Below are 19567 nucleotides of genomic sequence, written 5' to 3'. Positions count from 1 at the left end.
AGGAGCCACCATGTTTAGTCTCGACAATGTACTCGACGACCTCTGGCCACAGGCCAAACCCGCGCCCTGGCAAAAGAATCTGCTCAGGCGTTTATTATACGAACAAGAGTTCCAGCAGTTCGCTGCAAACCATCCCCATCTGAAAGGGCTGGATATGGTTGAGCAGGTCCTGGAGCATCTACAAATTCGCTGCACCATCCCCGCATACGATCTTGAACAAATCCCCGAACAAGGCCCCCTGGTGATTATCGCCAACCACCCGACAGGCACGCTGGACGGTCTGGCGCTGATGTATGCGGTTTCTCGCGTGCGTCGCGACGTAAAAGTCGTGACCAACCGCATGCTGAGCCATCTGGAACCGCTCAGCTCCCTGTTTATCCCGGTGGATAATATGGGTGGTGGTCGCACCCGCAAGGCCTCGCTGCAGCAGATGGAAACCCAATTGCAGAACGGCGGCGTACTGATTTTCTTCCCGGCTGGTGAAGTTTCACGCCTGACCCGCAAAGGGATTCGCGACGGCAAATGGCACCCCGGTTTTATCAAACTGGCCGCCAAATTCCGCACCCCGCTTTTGCCAGTGTGGATCAATGCCCGAAACAGCCCACTCTTTTATGGCTGCGCCTTGCTTTCCGATACGCTGCCAATGCTGCTCCTTATGCAGCAGATGTTCCGTCGCCGTGGTACCCAACTGCCCATCACCATCGGTCAGCGCATTCCCTGGGATAGCTGGCATTCAACCTCGCTGGCTCCACGTGATCTGGCGGATAAATGCCGTAAACACGTGCGACGTTTAGGCAAAAAAGCGCCCGGCGTCTTTAAAACCGAGTGTGCGATAGCCCGCCCGGAAGACCGGGCCACGCTGCGCCGCGAGCTTAGCCGGGCGGAGTGTCTGGGACGCACCGCTGACGGCAAAATCATTTACCTCTGGCAGCGTCAGGGGCAAGAAGATGCGCCGTTGCTGCGTGAGTTAGGCCGCCTGCGCGAAATTGCTTTCCGTGCGGTTGGTGAAGGTAGCGGCAAGCGTCGTGACACGGATCGTTATGATGATGACTACCTGCATCTGATCTTATGGGATGAAACCGATCTGGAGATCGTCGGCGCGTATCGCTTTACGCCCACGGCGCGTCAGGTGGAGGCGCATGGCCCGGAAGGGCTGTACAGCTATAGCCTGTTCCATTACGACGAACGGATGTCAGAGGTGTTAGAGCACGGCATTGAACTGGGGCGCAGCTTTATTCAGCCGCGTTACTGGGGACGCCGTGGCCTCGACTATCTATGGTCCGGTATTGGCGCCTATCTGGCACGCTACCCCCAATATCGCTATTTGTTCGGCCCGGTCTCTATTTCCGGCGGCTTACCGCCCGCGGCACGGGATTTACTGATTGCCTTCTATCGGTTGTGGTTTCCGGCAAGATGGCCGCTGGCCGAATCTCGCCGCCCCTGGCCTGCGACACTACCGGATGTGCTGGCACAGTTTACGGGCGAAGATTATACCGAAGATTTGACGCGTCTGAAGTCGTTGCTGGGCAACCTGGGCTGCGGTATTCCGCCGCTTTACAAGCAATACTCCGAGCTGTGCGACCCCGGCGGCGTGCAGTTTATCGATTTTGGCTGTGATCCGGATTTCAACAACTGCGTAGACGGTCTGGTGCTCGTCGACCTGACCTATCTGAAAGCGAACCGCTATGAACGTTATATCGCCGCACATTTGAATGACACAGCAGCCTGATCCTCAGAAAGGATTCGTGGATGGCCAGGGATGGCCTCAATGGCGACCCCTCTTTCCCTTCCCGGAACAGGTTAAATATTGCAATTTTGTTACACCGCTTACATATCATTGACCAGAGCATTGCCACGCGAAAACCAGACGGCATCATGAAGCTTTAGGCTTATGAGAGTGCGTTATGATTCGTGTGGTTCTGGTGGATGATCATGTGGTGGTGCGTTCAGGATTCGCCCAACTTCTCGGCCTTGAAGACGATCTCAGCATCACCGGGCAATACAGTACCGCCGCCGAAGCCTGGCCTGCGCTATTAAAAAGTGATGTGGATGTCGCCGTCCTTGATGTCGCCATGCCGGATGAAAATGGTCTGAGTCTGCTGAAACGCCTGCGGGCGCAGCGCCCTGATTTTCGCGCCATCATTCTAAGCATCTACGATACCCCTGCCTTTGTGCAAAGCGCACTGGATGCGGGGGCCAGCGGCTATCTGACCAAACGCTGCGGCCCGGAAGAACTGGTGCGCGCGGTGCGTTCCGTCGGTCTTGGCGGCCATTATCTTTGTGCCGATGCGCTAAAGGCGCTGCGCGGCGGGATCGAACCGAACAAAGTCCTGGCGTCTCTGACACCACGCGAGCGGGAAGTGTTTGATTTACTCGTAAAAGGCGATAGCGTCAAAGAAGTCGCGTTCAAACTCGATCTCAGCCATAAAACGGTGCATGTTCACCGTGCCAATGTGCTCGGTAAACTGAACTGCGCCACCACCATTGAGCTGGTCCATTTTGCGCTTAACCATAATCTGCTGGCGAATCACTGATGTCGCGTTCATTACGCCACGGGATCATCTCGCTGTTTATTGTGCTGGCCTGGGGGCCTGGCTGGCTAATGCTGTGGACGCTCAGTTTCTACCTCACCCATAACGGCCAGCAGGCGGTGCTCTTTCTACCGCATGGCGTCTATCTGGCACTGCTGATTCTGCTCTCGCGTCGTTTCTGGCCAGCCTTATTACTCCCCCAGTTGGCGCTGATTTTCTGGCTGCACAGCGAGCAGCTCCTGAGTGGCTATACGATGCTGGCCGCGCCCATCATCAGCCTGCTTCCGGCGCTGATGACGCAACATTTCTGGCACCGCTTTCCGCTCTACTGGCAGCGATTGTCCCTGTTGTTGACTGCCGTTACCGCCAGCGCACTGCTGCATACCCTGCTGCTCGCCCCTTTTTTGCAAAGCACCATGCTGCTGGCGGGCCTGGCCTCGTTCACCGGCGGGGTGCTGCTGACACCCTTTGTCTATCTCATTTTTGAATTCTTACGTCAGCAACATCGCCATCATCTGCTTGGCCTTGACACGATAGCGCCACCGTTACGGACCTCGCTTATCATCTGGTGCAGCCTCTTTTTTATTATCGGGATCGGCACGCAGATGGTGCTGTCACCGCAGATTGAACGCCTGTTGCTGATCGTGGTGTTTTTACCCAACGTGGTGATGGCATGGAAGTTCGGCTGGCAGGGCGGCGTGCTGTCTGGCCTGCTCGGCAGTATGTTGATCACCATCGCCCGTCAGATTGGGGTAGGGTTTAGCGACCTGTTGGAACTGGAAATCTTCCTTGCGACACAAGCGTTACTGGGGATTGGCCTGGGGATCGCCATCAGCCGTCAGCAACATCTGGCGCAAAATCTGCACCACTACCGCAAACGGCTGGAGGCGGAATTACAGGCCCGCCGGGTGTTGACCGAGAAACTTATCCATACAGAAGAGGACACCCGCAAAAGTCTCGCCCGCGAACTGCATGACGAAATTGGCCAGAATATTACCGCCATCCAAATTCAGTCACAGTTGGTGAAGCGGGCGGGCGAAACAGATCGGGCGCTGGAAGCCGCGAATCAAATCAACGAACTCGCCAGGCGCATCCACCACTCTACCCGGCAACTGTTGCGCCAGCTTCGCCCGCCGGTGCTGGATGAGCTCTCGCTGCAAGAAGCCCTGCACCATCTGGTTAACGAATTTGCCTTTGCCGAGCGTGGTATTGCCTGCCATTTCGATTATCGGTTAAGTGCTCCCCCTGCCAGCGAAACCCTGGTTTTCACCCTCTATCGCCTGCTGCAAGAGTTACTCAATAACGTCTGCAAACACGCCTGCGCCAGTGAAGTGCGCATCGCCCTCAGCGAGCAAAACGGCCGTCTGTGTCTCGAAGTGCATGATAACGGCCTCGGTATAGCCGCTGAGAAGATGCCGGGCTTTGGTATCCAGGGAATGCGCGAACGTGTCCATGCCCTGGGGGGTGAGCTAACGCTTGAGTCGCGTCAGGGCACGCACGTAACTGTTAACCTACCCACAATTTTGCAACAAAACCCGCTCTGACCAGGAAAAAGTCTTAGTCACCTGGGGAGTTTCTCTCATCCGCTTTCGTTTGCGCTTACCTATAGTCAGCGCAACTGGAGACCGTTATGCACGCCATCTCATCCGCTGAAATTGAACAACGTTACCGGGCTTTTCGCCCACGGTTACTGCTGTGCATGGTGGTGGGCTATGCGGCGTTTTACCTGACGCGTAAAAGCGTCAATTACGTGCTTCCGGCGCTACAAAGCGATCTGGGGTTAGACAAAGGCGACATCGGGCTGATGGGCTCACTGTTTTACCTCAGCTATGGCCTGTCAAAGTTTGCCGCCGGGCTATGGCACGACAGCCACGGGCAGCGCGCCTTTATGGGCTGCGGGCTGTTCGCCACGGGTTTACTGAACGTGCTGTTCGCTTTTGGTGACTCACTGCCGCTGCTGTTAGTGGTCTGGACGTTAAACGGTTTTTTTCAGGGCTGGGGCTGGCCCCCCTGTGCTCGCCTGCTCACCCACTGGTATTCCCGCAATGAACGCGGCTTCTGGTGGGGATGCTGGAACATGTCCATCAATATTGGCGGTGCCGTGATTCCGCTGATATGTGCCTTTGCCGCCCACTGGTGGGGCTGGCAGGCTGCGATGCTGACACCAGGGATAATCAGCATGGCGCTCGGCGTCTGGCTGACAATGCAACTGCGGGGTACACCGCAGGAAGAAGGATTACCGAGCGTGGGCGAATGGCGGCATGACCCGCTGGAGCTCCGTCAGGAACAACAAAGCCCCCCAATGGGCTTATGGCAGATGTTACGTATCACCATGTTGCGTAACCCGATGATCTGGCTGCTGGGCGTGTCGTATGTGCTGGTCTACCTGATCCGCATTGCGCTCAATGACTGGGGCAACATCTGGCTGGCAGAAAGCCACGGCGTCAATTTATTGAGCGCGAATGCCACGGTGATGCTGTTTGAAGTCGGCGGTCTGTTAGGTGCGCTGTTCGCCGGTTGGGGATCGGATTTGCTGTTTAGCGGGCAGAGAGCGCCGATGATTTTGCTCTTCACGCTGGGGCTGATTGTTTCGGTCGCGGCACTGTGGCTGGCGCCGGTACATCACTACGCGTTGCTGGCGATGTGCTTTTTTACCGTTGGATTTTTTGTTTTTGGCCCACAAATGCTCATCGGCCTGGCCGCCGTCGAATGCGGGCATAAGGCCGCGGCAGGATCGATAACCGGTTTTCTCGGCGTCTTTGCCTATGCGGGCGCAGCGCTGGCGGGCTGGCCGCTGTCGCAGGTGATTGAACACTATGGCTGGTCGGGGATGTTCAGCTTGCTCTCCGTCGCCGCCGTATTAATGGGTTTACTTCTGATGCCCTTGTTGATGGCGGGCATCATGACGTCTCGCAGTCCTACAACCTCACAGGAAGGATAAAACAATGAAAGTTACCCTGCTCTCTACCCTGGTGGCGACCGGTTTGGCGCTGGCGGCATTCAGCAGCGCGGCCAAAGCAGAAGGTCGTCTGGTGGTCTACTGTAGCGCGACCAACGAAATGTGTGAAACCGAAACACAGGCCTTCGGCGAGAAATACAATGTGAAAACCTCCTTCATCCGCAACGGCTCAGGCAGCACGCTGGCGAAAGTCGATGCGGAGAAGAAAAACCCGCAGGCGGATGTCTGGTACGGCGGCACGCTGGATCCACAGTCGCAGGCCGGGGAGATGGGACTGTTGCAGCCCTATAAATCAGCCAATCTGGGCGAGATCATGGAGAAATTCCGCGATCCGGCGAAAGTGAAAGGCAATCTCTCTTCCGCCGTTTACGTGGGCATTCTCGGTTTTGGCGTTAATACCCAACGCCTGAAAGAGAAAAATCTGCCCATTCCGAAGTGCTGGAAAGATCTGACGAAGCCGGAATACAAAAGCGAAATTCAAATCGCCGACCCGCAGAGTTCGGGCACCGCCTATACCGCGCTGGCAACCTTCGTTCAACTTTGGGGCGAAGACCAGGCTTTCGATTACTTAAAACAGCTCAATAGCAATATCTCTCAGTACACCAAATCGGGTATCGCCCCGGCACGTAACGCCGCGCGTGGCGAAACCGCCATCGGCATTGGCTTCCTGCATGACTACTCGCTGGAAAAAGAGCAAGGCGCGCCGCTGGAACTGATTTCACCTTGTGAAGGCACCGGCTACGAAATTGGCGGTATCAGCATCCTGAAAGGGGCGCGCAACCTGGATAACGCGAAGCTGTTCGTTGACTGGGCGCTGTCAAAAGAAGCACAGGAGCTGGCATGGAAAAAGGGCAAGTCTTATCAGATCCTGACCAACACCACCGCCGAAACCTCCCCGAACTCGCTCAAGCTCGACGACCTGAAACTTATCAATTACGACATGGATAAATACGGTTCCACGGACGTACGTAAAGCGCTCATTAACAAATGGGTTAGCGACGTGAAGATGGGCCAGTAAACGCGCATTGGCGATCATATTGCCGGGTAGCGGCTTAACGGCTTTACCCGGCCTACAACACCGGAATGCTTATGTCACACACACTCACACTCCATCCCGCCCCCAAGCGGGATGCGATATTCCTTTGGGTTCTGCTTGGCGGGCTGGCCTTTGCGCTGCTGCCAAGCTGGAGCCTGGATTATGGCCTGCTGGAGTCCACGCGCGATGAAATTATCGACGCCTACGGCTGGTCGCACGTTAACGTCAGTTGGTTGTGGTATCTGCTGCCCGCCGTGTTATTGCTTCGCCCACTGAGTGAAGCGAAGCGCGAGCAGCGAGGCCGCCACTACTTTGACGCCGGCTGGGCCTTACTGTGCATGGCGTTTGTGGCTGTCAGCGCCACCGTAGAAGGACGTGGTCTCGGTTATGCGGTGATTGTGCTGTTTGTCGCCCTTGCAGCCATCATGACTCTGGCGCTCACCCGCCTGGAGTGGCTCGGCGGCGACCGTTTTGTTATTGGTTCGCTGATTGTCATCGTGGCGCTGATCGGCGTCTTTATCGTCTGGCCAAGTATTGCCATCTTTATTCCTATGTTCACCACCGCCAGCGGCGAATTTGCCCCGCTGGCGTTTATGAATGTGCTCGCCCAGGCGCACATCATTCAGGTGATTTTGAACTCCATCTGGCTCTCTATTGCCGTGGGCGTCGGCTGTACCTTCTTCGGCCTGGTGCTGGCGATTTACACAACCCGCATTGCACAGCGCAGCGCGATTATTGGCCGTATTTTCTCGATTCTGCCGATCGTCACCCCGCCGTTTGTCGTCGGCCTCGGCGTTACCCTGATGATGGGACGTTCCGGCTATATCACCGAATTAATGGTCGACTGGTTCGGGCTCACCAATACCAACTGGCTGTATGGGTTTACCGGTATCTGGCTGGCGCAGGTGCTGGCGTTCACTCCCATGGCCTTTATGATCCTCGACGGGGCGATTAAGACCATTCATCCGTCACTGGAAGAGGCCTCGTACACCCTGCGCGCCAGCCGCTGGCAGACCTTTAACGGGGTATTTATCCCACTGCTAAAACCGGCGCTGGCTAACGCGTTTCTGATTGTGGTCGTGCAGTCGCTGGCCGATTTTAGTAACCCGCTGGTGCTTGGCGGCAACTTCGACGTGCTGGCAACGCAAATCTACTTCTATATCACCGGTTCGCAGCTTGATTATCAAGCCGCCAGTACGCTTGGTGCGTTCCTGCTACTCTTCTCGCTGCTGGTGTTCTGCGTGCAGTACATGTGGATCGGCAAACGCTCTTACGTCACCGTTTCCGGCAAATCCTATCGCGGCGATGTGCAGCCTCTGCCGGTCACGCTGGTATGGAGCGTAGTGGCGCTGCTGGCAGTCTGGGTGGCCTTCAACGCCCTGCTCTATGGCAGCATTTTCTACGGCAGTTTCACGGTGAACTGGGGCGTGGATTACACCCTGACGCTGGATAACTTTATTAAGCTGTTTGGCCAGGGAATGAGCGATGGCGCGTGGCCTTCTCTTCTCGATACCCTGCTTTACGCCGGGATTGCCGCCCCGATTACCGCCATTTTCGGCCTGCTGATTGCCTGGATTGTGGTACGCCAGCAATTCAAAGGGAAAAAGACCATAGAGTTCACCACCATGCTGTGCTTTGCGGTTCCGGGCACCGTGGCGGGCGTCTCTTATATTCTCGCCTTTAACAGCGCCCCGGTGTACATCACTGGCACCGCCGCCATTGTTATTATTTCGATGGTGATGCGTAACGTGCCGGTGGGTATTCGCGCCGGGATCGCAGGCTTAGGCCAGATTGATAAATCACTGGATGAGGCCTCACTTAGCCTGCGCGCCGGGTCGTTGCGTACCATTACGCAGATTTTGCTGCCCCTGCTGCGCCCGGCGATTTTGTCCGCGCTGATTTACAGCTTTGTTCGCGCCATCACTACCGTCAGCGCCATTGTCTTTTTGGTAACGCCGGATACGCGTGTGGCGACCGCCTACATTCTGAACCGCGTGGAAGACGGCGAATACGGCGTGGCAATTGCCTATGGTTCAATCCTTATTGTGGTGATGCTCGCCATCATCTTCATCTTTGACTGGCTGATCGGTGAGGCGCGTATCTCCCGTTCCAAAGCTAAAAACCAGGCGTAACGGAGCGCGACCATGACACAAAAACATTTCGTTGAACTGCGCAATGTCACCAAGCGATTTGGTAACAACACGGTTATCGACAACATTAATCTTGCCATCCCTCAGGGGGAGATGGTGACGTTACTTGGCCCATCAGGCTGTGGGAAAACCACGGTGCTGCGTCTGGTGGCAGGGCTGGAAAAGCCCTCTGAGGGACACATTTTTATTGATGGTGAGGATGTCACGCATCGCTCCATTCAGCAGCGCGATATCTGCATGGTGTTCCAGTCCTACGCCCTCTTCCCCCATATGTCGCTGGGAGAAAACGTGGGTTACGGTCTCAAGATGCTGGGGGTTTCACGTGCGGAGGTGAAAACGCGGGTGAAAGAAGCGCTGGCGATGGTGGATCTGGAAGGCTTTGAAGACCGCTACGTGGATCAGATTTCTGGTGGGCAGCAACAGCGCGTGGCGCTGGCACGCGCGCTGATCCTCAAACCCAAAGTGCTGTTGTTTGATGAGCCGTTGAGTAACCTCGACGCCAACCTGCGTCGCAGCATGCGCGATAAAATTCGCGAGTTGCAAAAGCAGTTCAACATCACGTCGCTGTATGTGACGCACGATCAGAGCGAGGCATTTGCCGTCTCCGATACTGTGCTGGTGATGAACAAGGGTCACATCATGCAGATGGGCTCTCCGCAGAATCTGTATCGCCAGCCTGCGTCACGCTTTATGGCGAGTTTTATGGGGGATGCCAACCTGTTCCCGGCAACGTTCCACCCGCAATTCGTTGATATCTATGGATACCGTTTGCCTGTGCCGGCACATTTCTCGGCCCAGGGAAGCGGCACGGTGGGTGTCCGTCCGGAGGCCATCACGCTGGGTGAACAGGGTGATGACAGCCAGCGTTGCGTGATCGTGCATGTGGCCTATATGGGGCCGCAGTACGAGGTGATTGTGGAATGGCACGGCCAGCGCATTTTGTTGCAGGTTAACGCCACCCGTCTGCAACCGGATGTTGGTGAGCAGTATTACTTGCAAATCCACCCCTACGGTATGTTCGAACTGGCCGAAACCGCGTGAGTTTAACCCGGATGCGGCTTTGCCTTATCCGGGTTACGGGTTCGGTGCCCGATCGTAGAGGGGGAGGGATCCCCATAAAAAATGCGAGCACGATCGGTTCCCTCTCCCTGAGGGAGAGGGCCAAGGTGAGGGGGAAAATGCGGCTCGGGAGGTGGGTTCCGTTCACCGTATGTTCATGGTGAAATGGAACCTCCGGACACGTGAACGGGTAAGCGTCAGCGCCACCGGGGGGATGCTCCCGGATGCGTCTGCATCAACGGAACACCTAACCTTCCTGACCAGGAACCTCACTTATGGATGGTTTGCGACCACACGCAGTCGCGCTCGCCTGCTGCTCAGCCGTGGGTTAGTCGTAAAAATGACATATAAAATCGGTCGCCAGGCCATATGCCCCTCCTTAGTTAAATATAATCCTGGATTTGCCTGAAAAATTTTTCTCTCAAACTAAAGTGCGAAACAATTCAGGTCAACTCATTCTCAACGATTAAATTTAACATCAGGTAATTACCTGAAAACATTGTGATACAACCGACAAAACAATGTCATAAGGTAATGAAATCTAAAATGTAAAAACCATGTGAAATAAAAACAGTAAATATCGTCAATAATTAATAATAGTAAAGCGCCGCCGGGATAAAAAGGGTGTAAGAATTGTCGGATTTATTCCCTGCCTGCTCCCTATAATATTTTGTTTTTTCCTGAACCATAAAAGATTCAAACTACTATGCCTAATGAAATTTCACTCAAGGCATTATTTTTACGCTTCGCTTTCAGCCAGCTCCTCCTGGGAAAAACATCAAAAGCCTTTACCCTACGGCAAATTTCACCATTGCGGGGCAGCATGCACCAGAATTACCCGTCAGGCGCTACATCGGTGCCGCGTTTTTTTCGCGCCATTCCTCGCGCCATCCATAACCAAATGAATTTATTTGCTTTTTAAGCTTGGCACTGCCTTTGCTACTGACATTGCACTGTGTTTAATGGCGAGGCAGTAAATGATGACCACAGAATCAACCACATTAAAAAGAACACTCGGCAGCTTCCGCTTATGGGGCATAGCCGTCGGCCTGGTCATTTCAGGCGAATATTTTGGCTGGAGTTATGGCTGGTCCCAAGCCGGAACGATGGGATTTTTGATTGTCGCGCTGGCGATTGCCGCCATGTATTGCGCATTCATCTTCAGTTTCACTGAGTTGACAACGGCGATCCCACACGCGGGCGGCCCTTTTGCTTACGCGTATCGGGCTTTCGGCCCCACCGGCGGATTTATTGCCGGTTTCGCCACGCTCATTGAATTTGTATTTGCGCCACCGGCTATTGCAATGGCTATCGGGGCCTACCTGAACGTGCAATTTCCGTCCCTCGATCCGAAATGGATCGCCTGCGGCGCCTATATCATCTTTATGGCGTTGAATATTCTCGGTGTCGGCATTGCCGCTACGTTTGAATTGATCGTCACCCTGCTGGCGATATTTGAATTGCTGGTCTTTATGGGTGTTGTTGCACCGGGCTTCTCCTGGGACAACTTCACGGCCAACGGCTGGGCAGGTGCAGAAAGCTTTAGCGCCCCGGCATTGTCGGGGATGTTTGCCGCTATCCCCTTTGCTATCTGGTTCTTCCTGGCAATTGAAGGTGCGTCGATGGCCGCCGAAGAAGCCAAAGACCCGCAACGCACCATTCCTCGCGCGCTGGGCGGCGGTATCCTGACGCTGACCGTATTGGCGGTTGGCGTAATGATATTTGCCGGCGGCGTGGGTGACTGGCGCGCCCTGTCGAACATTAATGACCCCTTACCGCAGGCGATGAAAGTCGTGGTGGGCAACAGTAGCGGCTGGCTGCATATGCTGGTCTGGCTGGGGCTGTTTGGCCTGGTGGCCTCTTTCCACGGCATCATCATGGGTTACTCCCGTCAGATCTACTCACTGGCGCGTGCGGGCTATCTGCCTGCCAGCCTGGCGAACCTGAATCGTAAAACGCGCACACCGCACCTGGCGATTCTGGCCGGCGGCGTGGTGGGGATCGCGGCCATTTTCTCCGATTCGCTGGTAACCATTAGCGGCATGCCGCTGACCGCATGCATTGTGACGATGTCAGTATTCGGCGCTATTGTTATGTATATCATCTCAATGGCCGCGCTGTTCAAACTGCGCCGTAGCGAGCCGAACCTGGTGCGTCCGTTTAAAGCGCCCCTGTTCCCGATAGCGCCCGCGTTTGCGCTGGGTATGGCGGTACTCTGTCTGGTCGCGATGGTCTGGTACAACACCCTGCTGGCGCTCATTTTCGCGCTGATGATGCTGGGCGGTTACATGTGGTTCCGTAAAACAGCGTCAGCCCGTGAGCGTGCGGCGATGGATCCGCAACTGCGTGCGCTCTCCTGAGGAGGCGAAATGTATAAAACGACCCTGGCGCACCGGACATACCGGTTCGCCAGTCTTAAAGAAGTCATGGCAAAAGCGTCCCCGGCCCGTTCCGGGGATGTACTGGCGGGTGTTGCGGCAGATTCAGCGGAAGAGCGCATGGCGGCGAAAATCGCCCTTGCCGATATCCCGCTGCGTGACCTTCTGGACAATCCGCTCATTCCTTACGAAAGCGATGAAGTTACCCGCCTGATCGTTGATACCCACAATGCCGATGCCTTTTCGCTTATCCGCCACCTGACCGTCGGCGATTTCCGTGACTGGTTGCTGGCCGATACCACCGATGCCGCCACGCTGACACACATCGCCCCGGCCGTCACGCCGGAGATGGCAGCCGCGGTAAGCAAGCTGATGCGTAACCAGGATTTGATTCTGGTGGCCAGCAAATGCAGCGTGATTACCCGTTTTCGCAACACCATCGGCCTGCCCGGCCATTTAAGCGTTCGCCTGCAGCCGAATCATCCCACCGATGATTTAAAAGGCATCGCCGCCAGCATGCTCGATGGCCTGCTCTACGGTGCGGGTGATGCGGTGGTGGGTATTAACCCGGCCAGCGACAGCCTGCCGGTCCTCGAACGGCTCAATCATATGATGGATGACATCATCAGCCGTTTTGCCATCCCCACCCAATCCTGCGTGCTGACGCACGTCACCAACACACTGCAACTGATTGAACGTGGCGCACCGGTGGATCTGGTCTTTCAGTCCGTGGCGGGAACCGAAGCGGCCAACAGCGGCTTTGGCATTAATCTGTCGATGCTTAAAGAGGCGCAGGATGCAGCCCTGAGCCTGCAACGCGGCACGCTCGGCAACAACGTGATGTATTTTGAAACCGGCCAGGGGAGCTGCCTGTCGGCGAATGCGCATCACGGCGTTGACCAGCAAACCTGCGAAGCACGGGCCTATGCCGTGGCGCGCCACTTCAACCCGTTACTGGTCAATACCGTGGTCGGATTTATCGGGCCGGAGTATCTCTATGACGGCAAGCAGATCATTCGTGCCGGTTTAGAAGATCACTTCTGCGGCAAGCTGATGGGGCTGCCTATCGGCTGCGACGTCTGTTACACCAACCACGCCGAAGCAGATCAGGATGATATGGACACGTTGCTGACGCTGCTGTGTAACGCCGGGCTGACGTTCCTGATTGGCGTACCGGGCGCGGATGACATCATGCTCAATTATCAGAGTACGTCGTTCCACGACGCCCTCTATGCCCGCCGTCTGCTGGGGCTGAAACATGCGCCCGAGTTCGCCGACTGGCTCACCCGTATGCAAATTATCGATACCCACGGACAGTTGCGTTTAACCGGGGCGAACCACCCGCTGCTGACCGCATTACCACAAGGAGTGAGCGCATGAATCCACCCGATGCCTGGACATTACTGCGCGAATTTACCGATGCCCGCATCGCGCTTGGGCGCAGCGGCGCCAGTCTGCCCACGCGTGAGGTGCTGAACTTTGGCCTGGCCCATGCTCAGGCCCGCGATGCCATCCACCAGCCGTTCGACAGTGAAAGTCTGGCGACACAGTTACACGAGCTGGGGCTGCAAACGCTGAATGCGCACAGCGCGGCGACAGACAGGCACATCTATCTGAATCGACCGGATTTGGGGCGCATGCTCAGCGAAGAGAGCCGCAATGCCTTAAAAGCGAGCCGGACACCCGCCCACGACCTGCTGCTGGTGATTGGCGATGGCCTCTCTTCACATGCGGTGCAACGCCAGTCCGTCGGCCTGATTAAAGCGCTGCTGCCCTATCTGGAGACGCTGGGGATTTCACTTGCCCCGGTGGTACTGGCGCATCAGTCACGGGTTGCGCTGGGGGATGACATTGGCGAAACGCTCAACAGCAAAGCGGTCGCGATCCTGATTGGTGAACGCCCCGGCCTCTCCTCCCCGGACAGCCTGGGTGTCTATCTGACATGGAAACCCGAGCGCAAACGGCTGGAGTCAGAGCGCAACTGCATTTCGAACATTCGCCCCGAGGGGCTGAACTATGACGCCGCCGCCTTTAAGCTCGCCTGGCTGTTGGAACAGGCGTTCCTGCGCAGGCTTACCGGCGTGAAGTTAAAAGACGAAAGCGATAACCCTGCCCTGCACGGACGCGTGACCCCACGCGTTCGCTAGCCTCCCGCGCGCTTTATCGCCTAAGGGTAAAGCGCGACGCGTAACGCAAATTTTGTTCCATACTCTGTTAACCCTGTGTGCATTCTACGTTTGTGGAGACTCCAAGGTGAAAGAGACCGCACCTGATCCCCAGAATCATCCTGTAAGAGAGAACCCGCGCTGGCTGAGATTCGAATCCCGGGTACAGCAATATGGCGCTTATCTGCTTTTTTTGATTGTCATCAGCGCCCTTGCAGGCCTGTTTTCCCACGGATTTTTAAGCGACAGAACGCAGGAAACTGGCGATAAACAACTGCAAGTGCATTACGAGCGATTCGGGCGTTTACAAAGCGATATGGCGCTGGCCATTACCGTCAGGGCGCCAAAGCATGAGCAGCTCGTCATCACGCTGGGCGGCGATTTTATGCAGCAATATGAGATACGCACGCTTCAGCCGCAGCCAGACCAGGTCTCCAGTCGAAACGGAATACTGCGTCTGGAATATTCCCACGCGCATCCGGGAGACGCCTTTGATCTTTGGCTGGGGCTGACCCCACAGCTTCCGGGCAGCGTAACGTCGCAAATTGGTGTGGAAGGCGCATCCAGCACCAGCATCTGGCAATTTATTTACCCCTGAGGGCGAGACGATGGAAATGGTATTGCGGGCAATCGCCATCTATCTGGTGTTAATGGTGGTTTTTAAAATCGCCGGACGCCGGGCTTTGTTACAAATGACCTCTTTTGATCTTATCTTGCTGCTGATCATCAGCGAGGCCACACAACAGGCGTTACTGGGGAATGATTTTTCCGTCACCGGTGCGGCGCTAACCATCATTACCCTGGTGACGGTGGACATTCTGTTCGGCTATCTCAAAAAATATATCAATAACGCGGAAGACATGATCGACGGTGCTCCGGTCATCCTGGTGGAACATGGCCAGATGTTACGCGGCAAAATGAAAGAGGCTGATATCACCTATGATGACATCATGGTCTCTGCACGTAATAATCAGGGCATTGATAAACTTGACGATATTAAGTACGCCATCCTTGAGCGCAATGGTCATATCTCGATTATTGCGAAGTCGCCATAAAACCCGATTTACACTGTGGCTGTCTGCAATTATGCCGCAGGCAGTACACAGTGCGCGGCCTTCTGTCCGTCCCTTTAATTTCATTATCTTTCAATAAAACCCGCAACAGTGGCATTTAAAAATTCCATTTCTTATAATTACGATCAAGATCACACCCATATAAAAACATAAAAAACAGCAAGTTACAGTCATAAAAAAATAAATGAGAGGCGCATCAACATAATTAACCCGCAGGTTGATTGACTCTTATGCACACGTGTGCATAAATAAATACAGTATGATTAAAAAGCTACATTCGGGACGGTAAGCATTTATCAAGGCATATTCTGTTCGCCATGATAGATACCCTATTGCTGTAAATAATTAACGTCGTTGCGCCACGGCTAATTCAGTCGCAGGGAAACGCTTGCCTGCTGCTTTTTACTCATCAGAAACAGTTACGTAAATACATCAATTACGGGTGATGAATGGAAACGTGTTTCAAAGATCTGTCGATAGATCAGGATGCAATACGTGATGTATTGCAAACGATGGGCCTCCTCGAAGTAGAAGAAGCCCTGCATGTCAGCCCACTCACGGGCGGCGTCTCTTCCAACATTTTAAAAGTCAGCATCGGGGAACGGCAGTTTTGCCTGAAACAGGCACTGCCAAAATTGAAAGTCGCCAAAGAGTGGCATGCACCGCTTGAACGTGTCTTTGCCGAAATAGACTGGATGCAAACCGTTGCCGGTATTGCGCCGCACTCGGTTCCCCATATCACAGGCATCGACCGTAACGCGCTCTGTTTTGTGATGGATTATCTGCCCGCAGAGCAATTTCATAACTGGAAATCACAACTGTTAAGCGGAGAAATCGATATCGATTTTGCCGCGCAGACAGGCAGCATATTAGGTGAAATTCATCAGAAGACGGCGAAAAGCGAAGCGCTGGCAAAAACCTTCGCCTATGACGACAACTTCTTTTCGCTGCGTCTGGATCCCTACCTTGGGGAGATCGCCCGCGTTCACCCGCACTATGCTGATTTTATTTTGACGGTATTACACAGAACACAATCCACCAGACTGGCACTGGTGCACGGTGATATTAGCCCGAAAAATATCTTACGCGGCCCAGATGGCCCGGTCATTCTCGATGCGGAATGCGCATGGTATGGCGACCCGGCATTCGATTTAGCATTTTGCCTAAATCATTTTCTGCTGAAAACGGTGATTGCCGGGTCGCAGGAGACACAGCAAAAACTCATGCTCGCCTTTGATGCAATGTCCCAAAGCTATTTTCACCACATCACCTGGGAACCTGTCGGGGAATACGAAGCCCGTGTCGCAACACTGCTGCCCTGTTTAATTCTGGCCCGCGTCGACGGCAAATCACCGGCGGAATATCTCCAGGGCAGGCATGCGAATAACGTACGTCGCGCAAGTTGCGCATTACTGGAGCGTCAATTTACGCAATTGAAAGACATTACATCATTCTGGCGGAAGGAGAACGGGTTATGAGTCGTATTAAAAATGTGATTGGCCGTCGCGTGTGGGATTCCCGGGGCTGGCCGACAGTTGAGGTTGAAGTGCATCTGGAAAATGGTCTTTTTGGTCGCGGCATGGCACCCGCCGGGGCCTCATGCGGGATGCACGAAGCGGTGGAACTGCGCGATGGCGGCAGTGTTCTTTCCGGCAAAGATGTGCAAAAAGCGCTGCATAACATTCAACATGAAATTGCCCCGGCGCTTATCGGCACGGATATCAACGATCAGAAACTTATCGACAGCATTCTGATTGAACTGGACGGCACGGGCACGTTCTCCCGTCTGGGGGGCAACGCCTCGGTCGCCTGCTCCATGGCGGCTATCTATGCAGCGGCTAACAATGCCCACCTGCCGCTGTGGAAGTATCTGGCAGGCGATCGGAAAGTGGCGATGCCGCTGCCGCAAATTCAGATTTTCGGCGGCGGTGCGCACGCCGGGCGGCGTATCGATATTCAGGATTTGATGGTTATCGCCAACGGGGCGAAATCTTTTGAAGAAGCGCTGGTGATGACCGCTGAGGTGTATCACAGCGCGGGGCGCATCATGAAACAGCGCGGCCATTTAAGCGGCGTGGCGGATGAAGGCGGCTGGTGGCCAGAGTTCAGCAGCAATGAACAGGCGCTGGACACGCTGGTAAAAGCGATTGAAAGCGCAGGCTATGTACCGGGCCAGGATGTCTCTATCGCACTGGATATCGCTTCGTCTGAGTTTGGCAAAGAAGGCCGCTACCGCCTGGCGTTGGAAGCCACGGAATATGACTCCGACGGCATGTGTGAATTATTGCTCGGCTGGTTGGATCGGTACCCGATTCTCTCTATTGAAGACCCGCTGGCAGAAGATGATGAACAAGGTCTTATCGCCTTTACGAAAGCCGCAGGTTCTCGGGTGCAAATTGTCGGTGATGATTATTTCGTGACAAATGGCGAGCGCGTAAAAGCAGCGGCGGAAATAGGAGCCTGTAACGCCGTATTATTAAAAGCCAACCAGGCTGGCACTATTACCCAATTACGTCATGCATTTGCCGAAGCGCAAAAAGCGGGATACGGCTCGATTGTTTCCGCGCGCTCAGGTGAAACCGAAGACAATATTATTGTCCACCTCGCATTAGGTTTGAATGCCGGGCAATTAAAAGTGGGCTCAATGACCCGCTCAGAGCGTACATCAAAATGGAATGAAGCCATTCGGCTGGAAGAGGCCAATGCTCTGGGATTTTTCGGCATCGCCGCATTAGATCATAAATAATTTTTTAATTTCATTCCGATTAGCTGAACAGGCGTTATCTCCGGGCCCTACGCATTGACCTGAATTTTCGATGTCTGTTCTGGTTGTATGAGTTTTTCCAAATTGTCGATATATAATTTCAGGAGATTCAAATGACCGATTACAGCGGCGAGGCATTGCCTGCAGCCAAAAAGAAAATGCAGATCAAACCCATAGTTCAGGTGGGTGCCGGAAACGCCCTCGAAATATATGACTTTATGGTCTATGGCTATTATGCGCGCTATATTTCGCAGGCTTATTTTCCGTCTGATAATGAATACGTGTCATTAATGCTCACCCTGATGACATTCGCTTTAGGCTTCTTCGCCCGTCCGTTCGGGGCCATTATTCTGGGGGCTTACACCGATCGTCATGGCCGTCGAAAAGGGTTAATTATGGCCCTGACCCTGATGTCCATCGGTATTTTGTGCGTCGCCATGACGCCAACCTATGCCTCCATTGGTATCGCCGCACCGATCATCGTCATTCTTGGTCGCTTGCTACAAGGTTTCTCGGCCGGCGCGGAACTGGGTGGCGTGGTTGTGTATCTGGCAGAGATATCGCCGCCGAACCGGCGTGCGTTTTATACCTGCTGGCAGGTGGGTTCCCAGCAGTTTGCGGTCATGGCAGCGTCTATTATCGGCCTGGTACTGCTCTACAACATGTCCACCGAAGATCTGCACGACTGGGGCTGGCGCGTTCCGTTGTTGATTGGCTGCGCGGTTATCCCGCTGATGTTCTGGCTGCGTTCAAACCTGCAAGAGACGGAAGTTTTCGCGAAGAAGAAAACCACACCGAGCGTAAAAGAGATTTGCACAAGCCTGGTGACCGGCTGGCGCACCATTGTGGTCTGCATGGGGATGGTGGCGATGGCAACCGTCACCGCGCAAACGGTCACCACCTATGCCCCCACTTTTATCAAAAGCCTGAACCTCGGTGAGAACGTTGGCTTTATCACGCTGTTCTTTGTTGGCCTGTCGATCCTGTTCTGGCTGCCGATCACAGCGATGATCGCTGACCGGGTCAACAGAAAAACGATGCTTATCGTGGTGACGCTGACCGGTGCGCTCACCGCATGGCCGATGCTCTCCTGGCTGGCAGCCGACCCGACGGTGTTTAAATTTGTCGTATTTGAACTGTGGTTCTCTTTTATGTATGCCTGCTACAGCTCCGTTCAGGTTGCCGCGATGGTCGAACTGGTACCGGCACATGCCCGTACGGCGGGTTACTCTTTTGCTCAGGCGGTTGCCGCCGCCGTACTGGGTGGCCTGACGCCGGCAATTTGTACCTGGCTTAACCACACCTTTAACAGTAATGCGATGGTGGGTGTCTGGCTTGGATTTAACGCCGTATTAAGTTTGTTGGCCGTATTAACCCTCGACCATAAACAAACAGCCATTAATCAGACCAAAGAATTACATTAATTAATTGCTGACCAAACAGCAGTACATC

15 protein-coding genes are annotated in these 19567 nt (G+C 54.6%); all 15 read left to right on the top strand.

Going from position 1 to position 19567, the window contains the following annotated elements:
* The first annotated feature begins 10 nt into the window (after positions 1-10).
* On the top strand, positions 11-1729 hold the full coding sequence (gene olsF / locus ABIB59_RS08945; protein ID WP_071195864.1) for a bifunctional ornithine lipid synthase OlsF: 1719 nt from the start codon (positions 11-13) through the stop codon (positions 1727-1729).
* 175 nt (positions 1730-1904) lie between these two features.
* Positions 1905-2534 (top strand): response regulator transcription factor, encoded by a 630-nt coding sequence (locus tag ABIB59_RS08940; RefSeq protein ID WP_071195865.1) that lies wholly within the window; start codon positions 1905-1907, stop codon positions 2532-2534.
* Entirely contained in the window at positions 2534-4075 is a 1542-nt protein-coding gene (locus ABIB59_RS08935) for an MASE1 domain-containing sensor histidine kinase (RefSeq protein ID WP_041852574.1), read from the top strand. Before ABIB59_RS08940 ends, ABIB59_RS08935 begins: the two co-directional genes overlap by 1 nt.
* 86 nt (positions 4076-4161) lie before the next feature.
* Entirely contained in the window at positions 4162-5472 is a 1311-nt protein-coding gene (uhpC, locus tag ABIB59_RS08930; RefSeq protein WP_317077957.1) for an MFS transporter family glucose-6-phosphate receptor UhpC, read from the top strand.
* A gap of 4 nt (positions 5473-5476) precedes the next feature.
* Positions 5477-6508 (top strand): ABC transporter substrate-binding protein, encoded by a 1032-nt coding sequence (locus tag ABIB59_RS08925; protein WP_041852576.1) that lies wholly within the window; start codon positions 5477-5479, stop codon positions 6506-6508.
* A gap of 71 nt (positions 6509-6579) precedes the next feature.
* A complete protein-coding gene (locus ABIB59_RS08920; RefSeq protein WP_103245873.1) occupies positions 6580-8658 on the top strand; it encodes an ABC transporter permease in 2079 nt (692 codons plus the stop codon).
* Positions 8659-8670: 12 nt separating this feature from the next.
* A complete protein-coding gene (gene fbpC, locus ABIB59_RS08915) occupies positions 8671-9717 on the top strand; it encodes a ferric ABC transporter ATP-binding protein (protein ID WP_041852578.1) in 1047 nt (348 codons plus the stop codon).
* 998 nt (positions 9718-10715) lie between these two features.
* Positions 10716-12095, top strand: a complete 1380-nt coding sequence (gene eat, locus ABIB59_RS08910) for an ethanolamine permease (protein WP_041852579.1) — start codon at positions 10716-10718, stop codon at positions 12093-12095.
* Between the two features lie 9 nt (positions 12096-12104).
* Positions 12105-13493 (top strand): ethanolamine ammonia-lyase subunit EutB, encoded by a 1389-nt coding sequence (locus ABIB59_RS08905; RefSeq protein ID WP_041852580.1) that lies wholly within the window; start codon positions 12105-12107, stop codon positions 13491-13493.
* Complete coding sequence (eutC, locus tag ABIB59_RS08900) at positions 13490-14260, top strand: ethanolamine ammonia-lyase subunit EutC (RefSeq protein ID WP_165159106.1); 771 nt, start codon at positions 13490-13492, stop codon at positions 14258-14260. Before ABIB59_RS08905 ends, eutC begins: the two co-directional genes overlap by 4 nt.
* Before the next feature lie 106 nt (positions 14261-14366).
* Positions 14367-14876, top strand: a complete 510-nt coding sequence (locus ABIB59_RS08895; RefSeq protein WP_071195871.1) for a hypothetical protein — start codon at positions 14367-14369, stop codon at positions 14874-14876.
* Positions 14877-14886: 10 nt separating this feature from the next.
* Positions 14887-15333 (top strand): DUF421 domain-containing protein, encoded by a 447-nt coding sequence (locus tag ABIB59_RS08890; RefSeq protein WP_041852583.1) that lies wholly within the window; start codon positions 14887-14889, stop codon positions 15331-15333.
* Positions 15334-15800: 467 nt separating this feature from the next.
* Positions 15801-16829 carry a phosphotransferase family protein gene (locus ABIB59_RS08885; RefSeq protein WP_354035057.1) on the top strand — a complete coding sequence of 343 codons (1029 nt, stop codon included), beginning with the start codon at positions 15801-15803 and terminating at the stop codon, positions 16827-16829.
* Positions 16826-18097, top strand: coding sequence for a phosphopyruvate hydratase (gene eno, locus ABIB59_RS08880; protein WP_041852585.1), 1272 nt, complete (start codon positions 16826-16828; stop codon positions 18095-18097). Before ABIB59_RS08885 ends, eno begins: the two co-directional genes overlap by 4 nt.
* Positions 18098-18228: 131 nt before the next feature.
* Complete coding sequence (gene tcuC, locus ABIB59_RS08875) at positions 18229-19539, top strand: tricarballylate/proton symporter TcuC (RefSeq protein WP_064572427.1); 1311 nt, start codon at positions 18229-18231, stop codon at positions 19537-19539.
* The last annotated feature ends 28 nt before the right edge of the window (positions 19540-19567 follow it).

The sequence above is a fragment of the Citrobacter sp. UYEF32 genome, from assembly GCF_040546205.1.
GTDB classification, from domain to species: domain Bacteria; phylum Pseudomonadota; class Gammaproteobacteria; order Enterobacterales; family Enterobacteriaceae; genus Phytobacter; species Phytobacter diazotrophicus.
This window is presented reverse-complemented; position numbering and strand designations above follow the sequence as displayed.

Coding starts and splice junctions, on each gene's coding strand:
- olsF (WP_071195864.1), top strand. CDS start 11: ATGTTTAGTCTCGACAATGTACTCGACGACCTCTGGCCACAGGCCAAA.
- ABIB59_RS08940 (WP_071195865.1), top strand. CDS start 1,905: ATGATTCGTGTGGTTCTGGTGGATGATCATGTGGTGGTGCGTTCAGGA.
- ABIB59_RS08935 (WP_041852574.1), top strand. CDS start 2,534: ATGTCGCGTTCATTACGCCACGGGATCATCTCGCTGTTTATTGTGCTG.
- uhpC (WP_317077957.1), top strand. CDS start 4,162: ATGCACGCCATCTCATCCGCTGAAATTGAACAACGTTACCGGGCTTTT.
- ABIB59_RS08925 (WP_041852576.1), top strand. CDS start 5,477: ATGAAAGTTACCCTGCTCTCTACCCTGGTGGCGACCGGTTTGGCGCTG.
- ABIB59_RS08920 (WP_103245873.1), top strand. CDS start 6,580: ATGTCACACACACTCACACTCCATCCCGCCCCCAAGCGGGATGCGATA.
- fbpC (WP_041852578.1), top strand. CDS start 8,671: ATGACACAAAAACATTTCGTTGAACTGCGCAATGTCACCAAGCGATTT.
- eat (WP_041852579.1), top strand. CDS start 10,716: ATGACCACAGAATCAACCACATTAAAAAGAACACTCGGCAGCTTCCGC.
- ABIB59_RS08905 (WP_041852580.1), top strand. CDS start 12,105: ATGTATAAAACGACCCTGGCGCACCGGACATACCGGTTCGCCAGTCTT.
- eutC (WP_165159106.1), top strand. CDS start 13,490: ATGAATCCACCCGATGCCTGGACATTACTGCGCGAATTTACCGATGCC.
- ABIB59_RS08890 (WP_041852583.1), top strand. CDS start 14,887: ATGGAAATGGTATTGCGGGCAATCGCCATCTATCTGGTGTTAATGGTG.
- ABIB59_RS08885 (WP_354035057.1), top strand. CDS start 15,801: ATGGAAACGTGTTTCAAAGATCTGTCGATAGATCAGGATGCAATACGT.
- eno (WP_041852585.1), top strand. CDS start 16,826: ATGAGTCGTATTAAAAATGTGATTGGCCGTCGCGTGTGGGATTCCCGG.
- tcuC (WP_064572427.1), top strand. CDS start 18,229: ATGACCGATTACAGCGGCGAGGCATTGCCTGCAGCCAAAAAGAAAATG.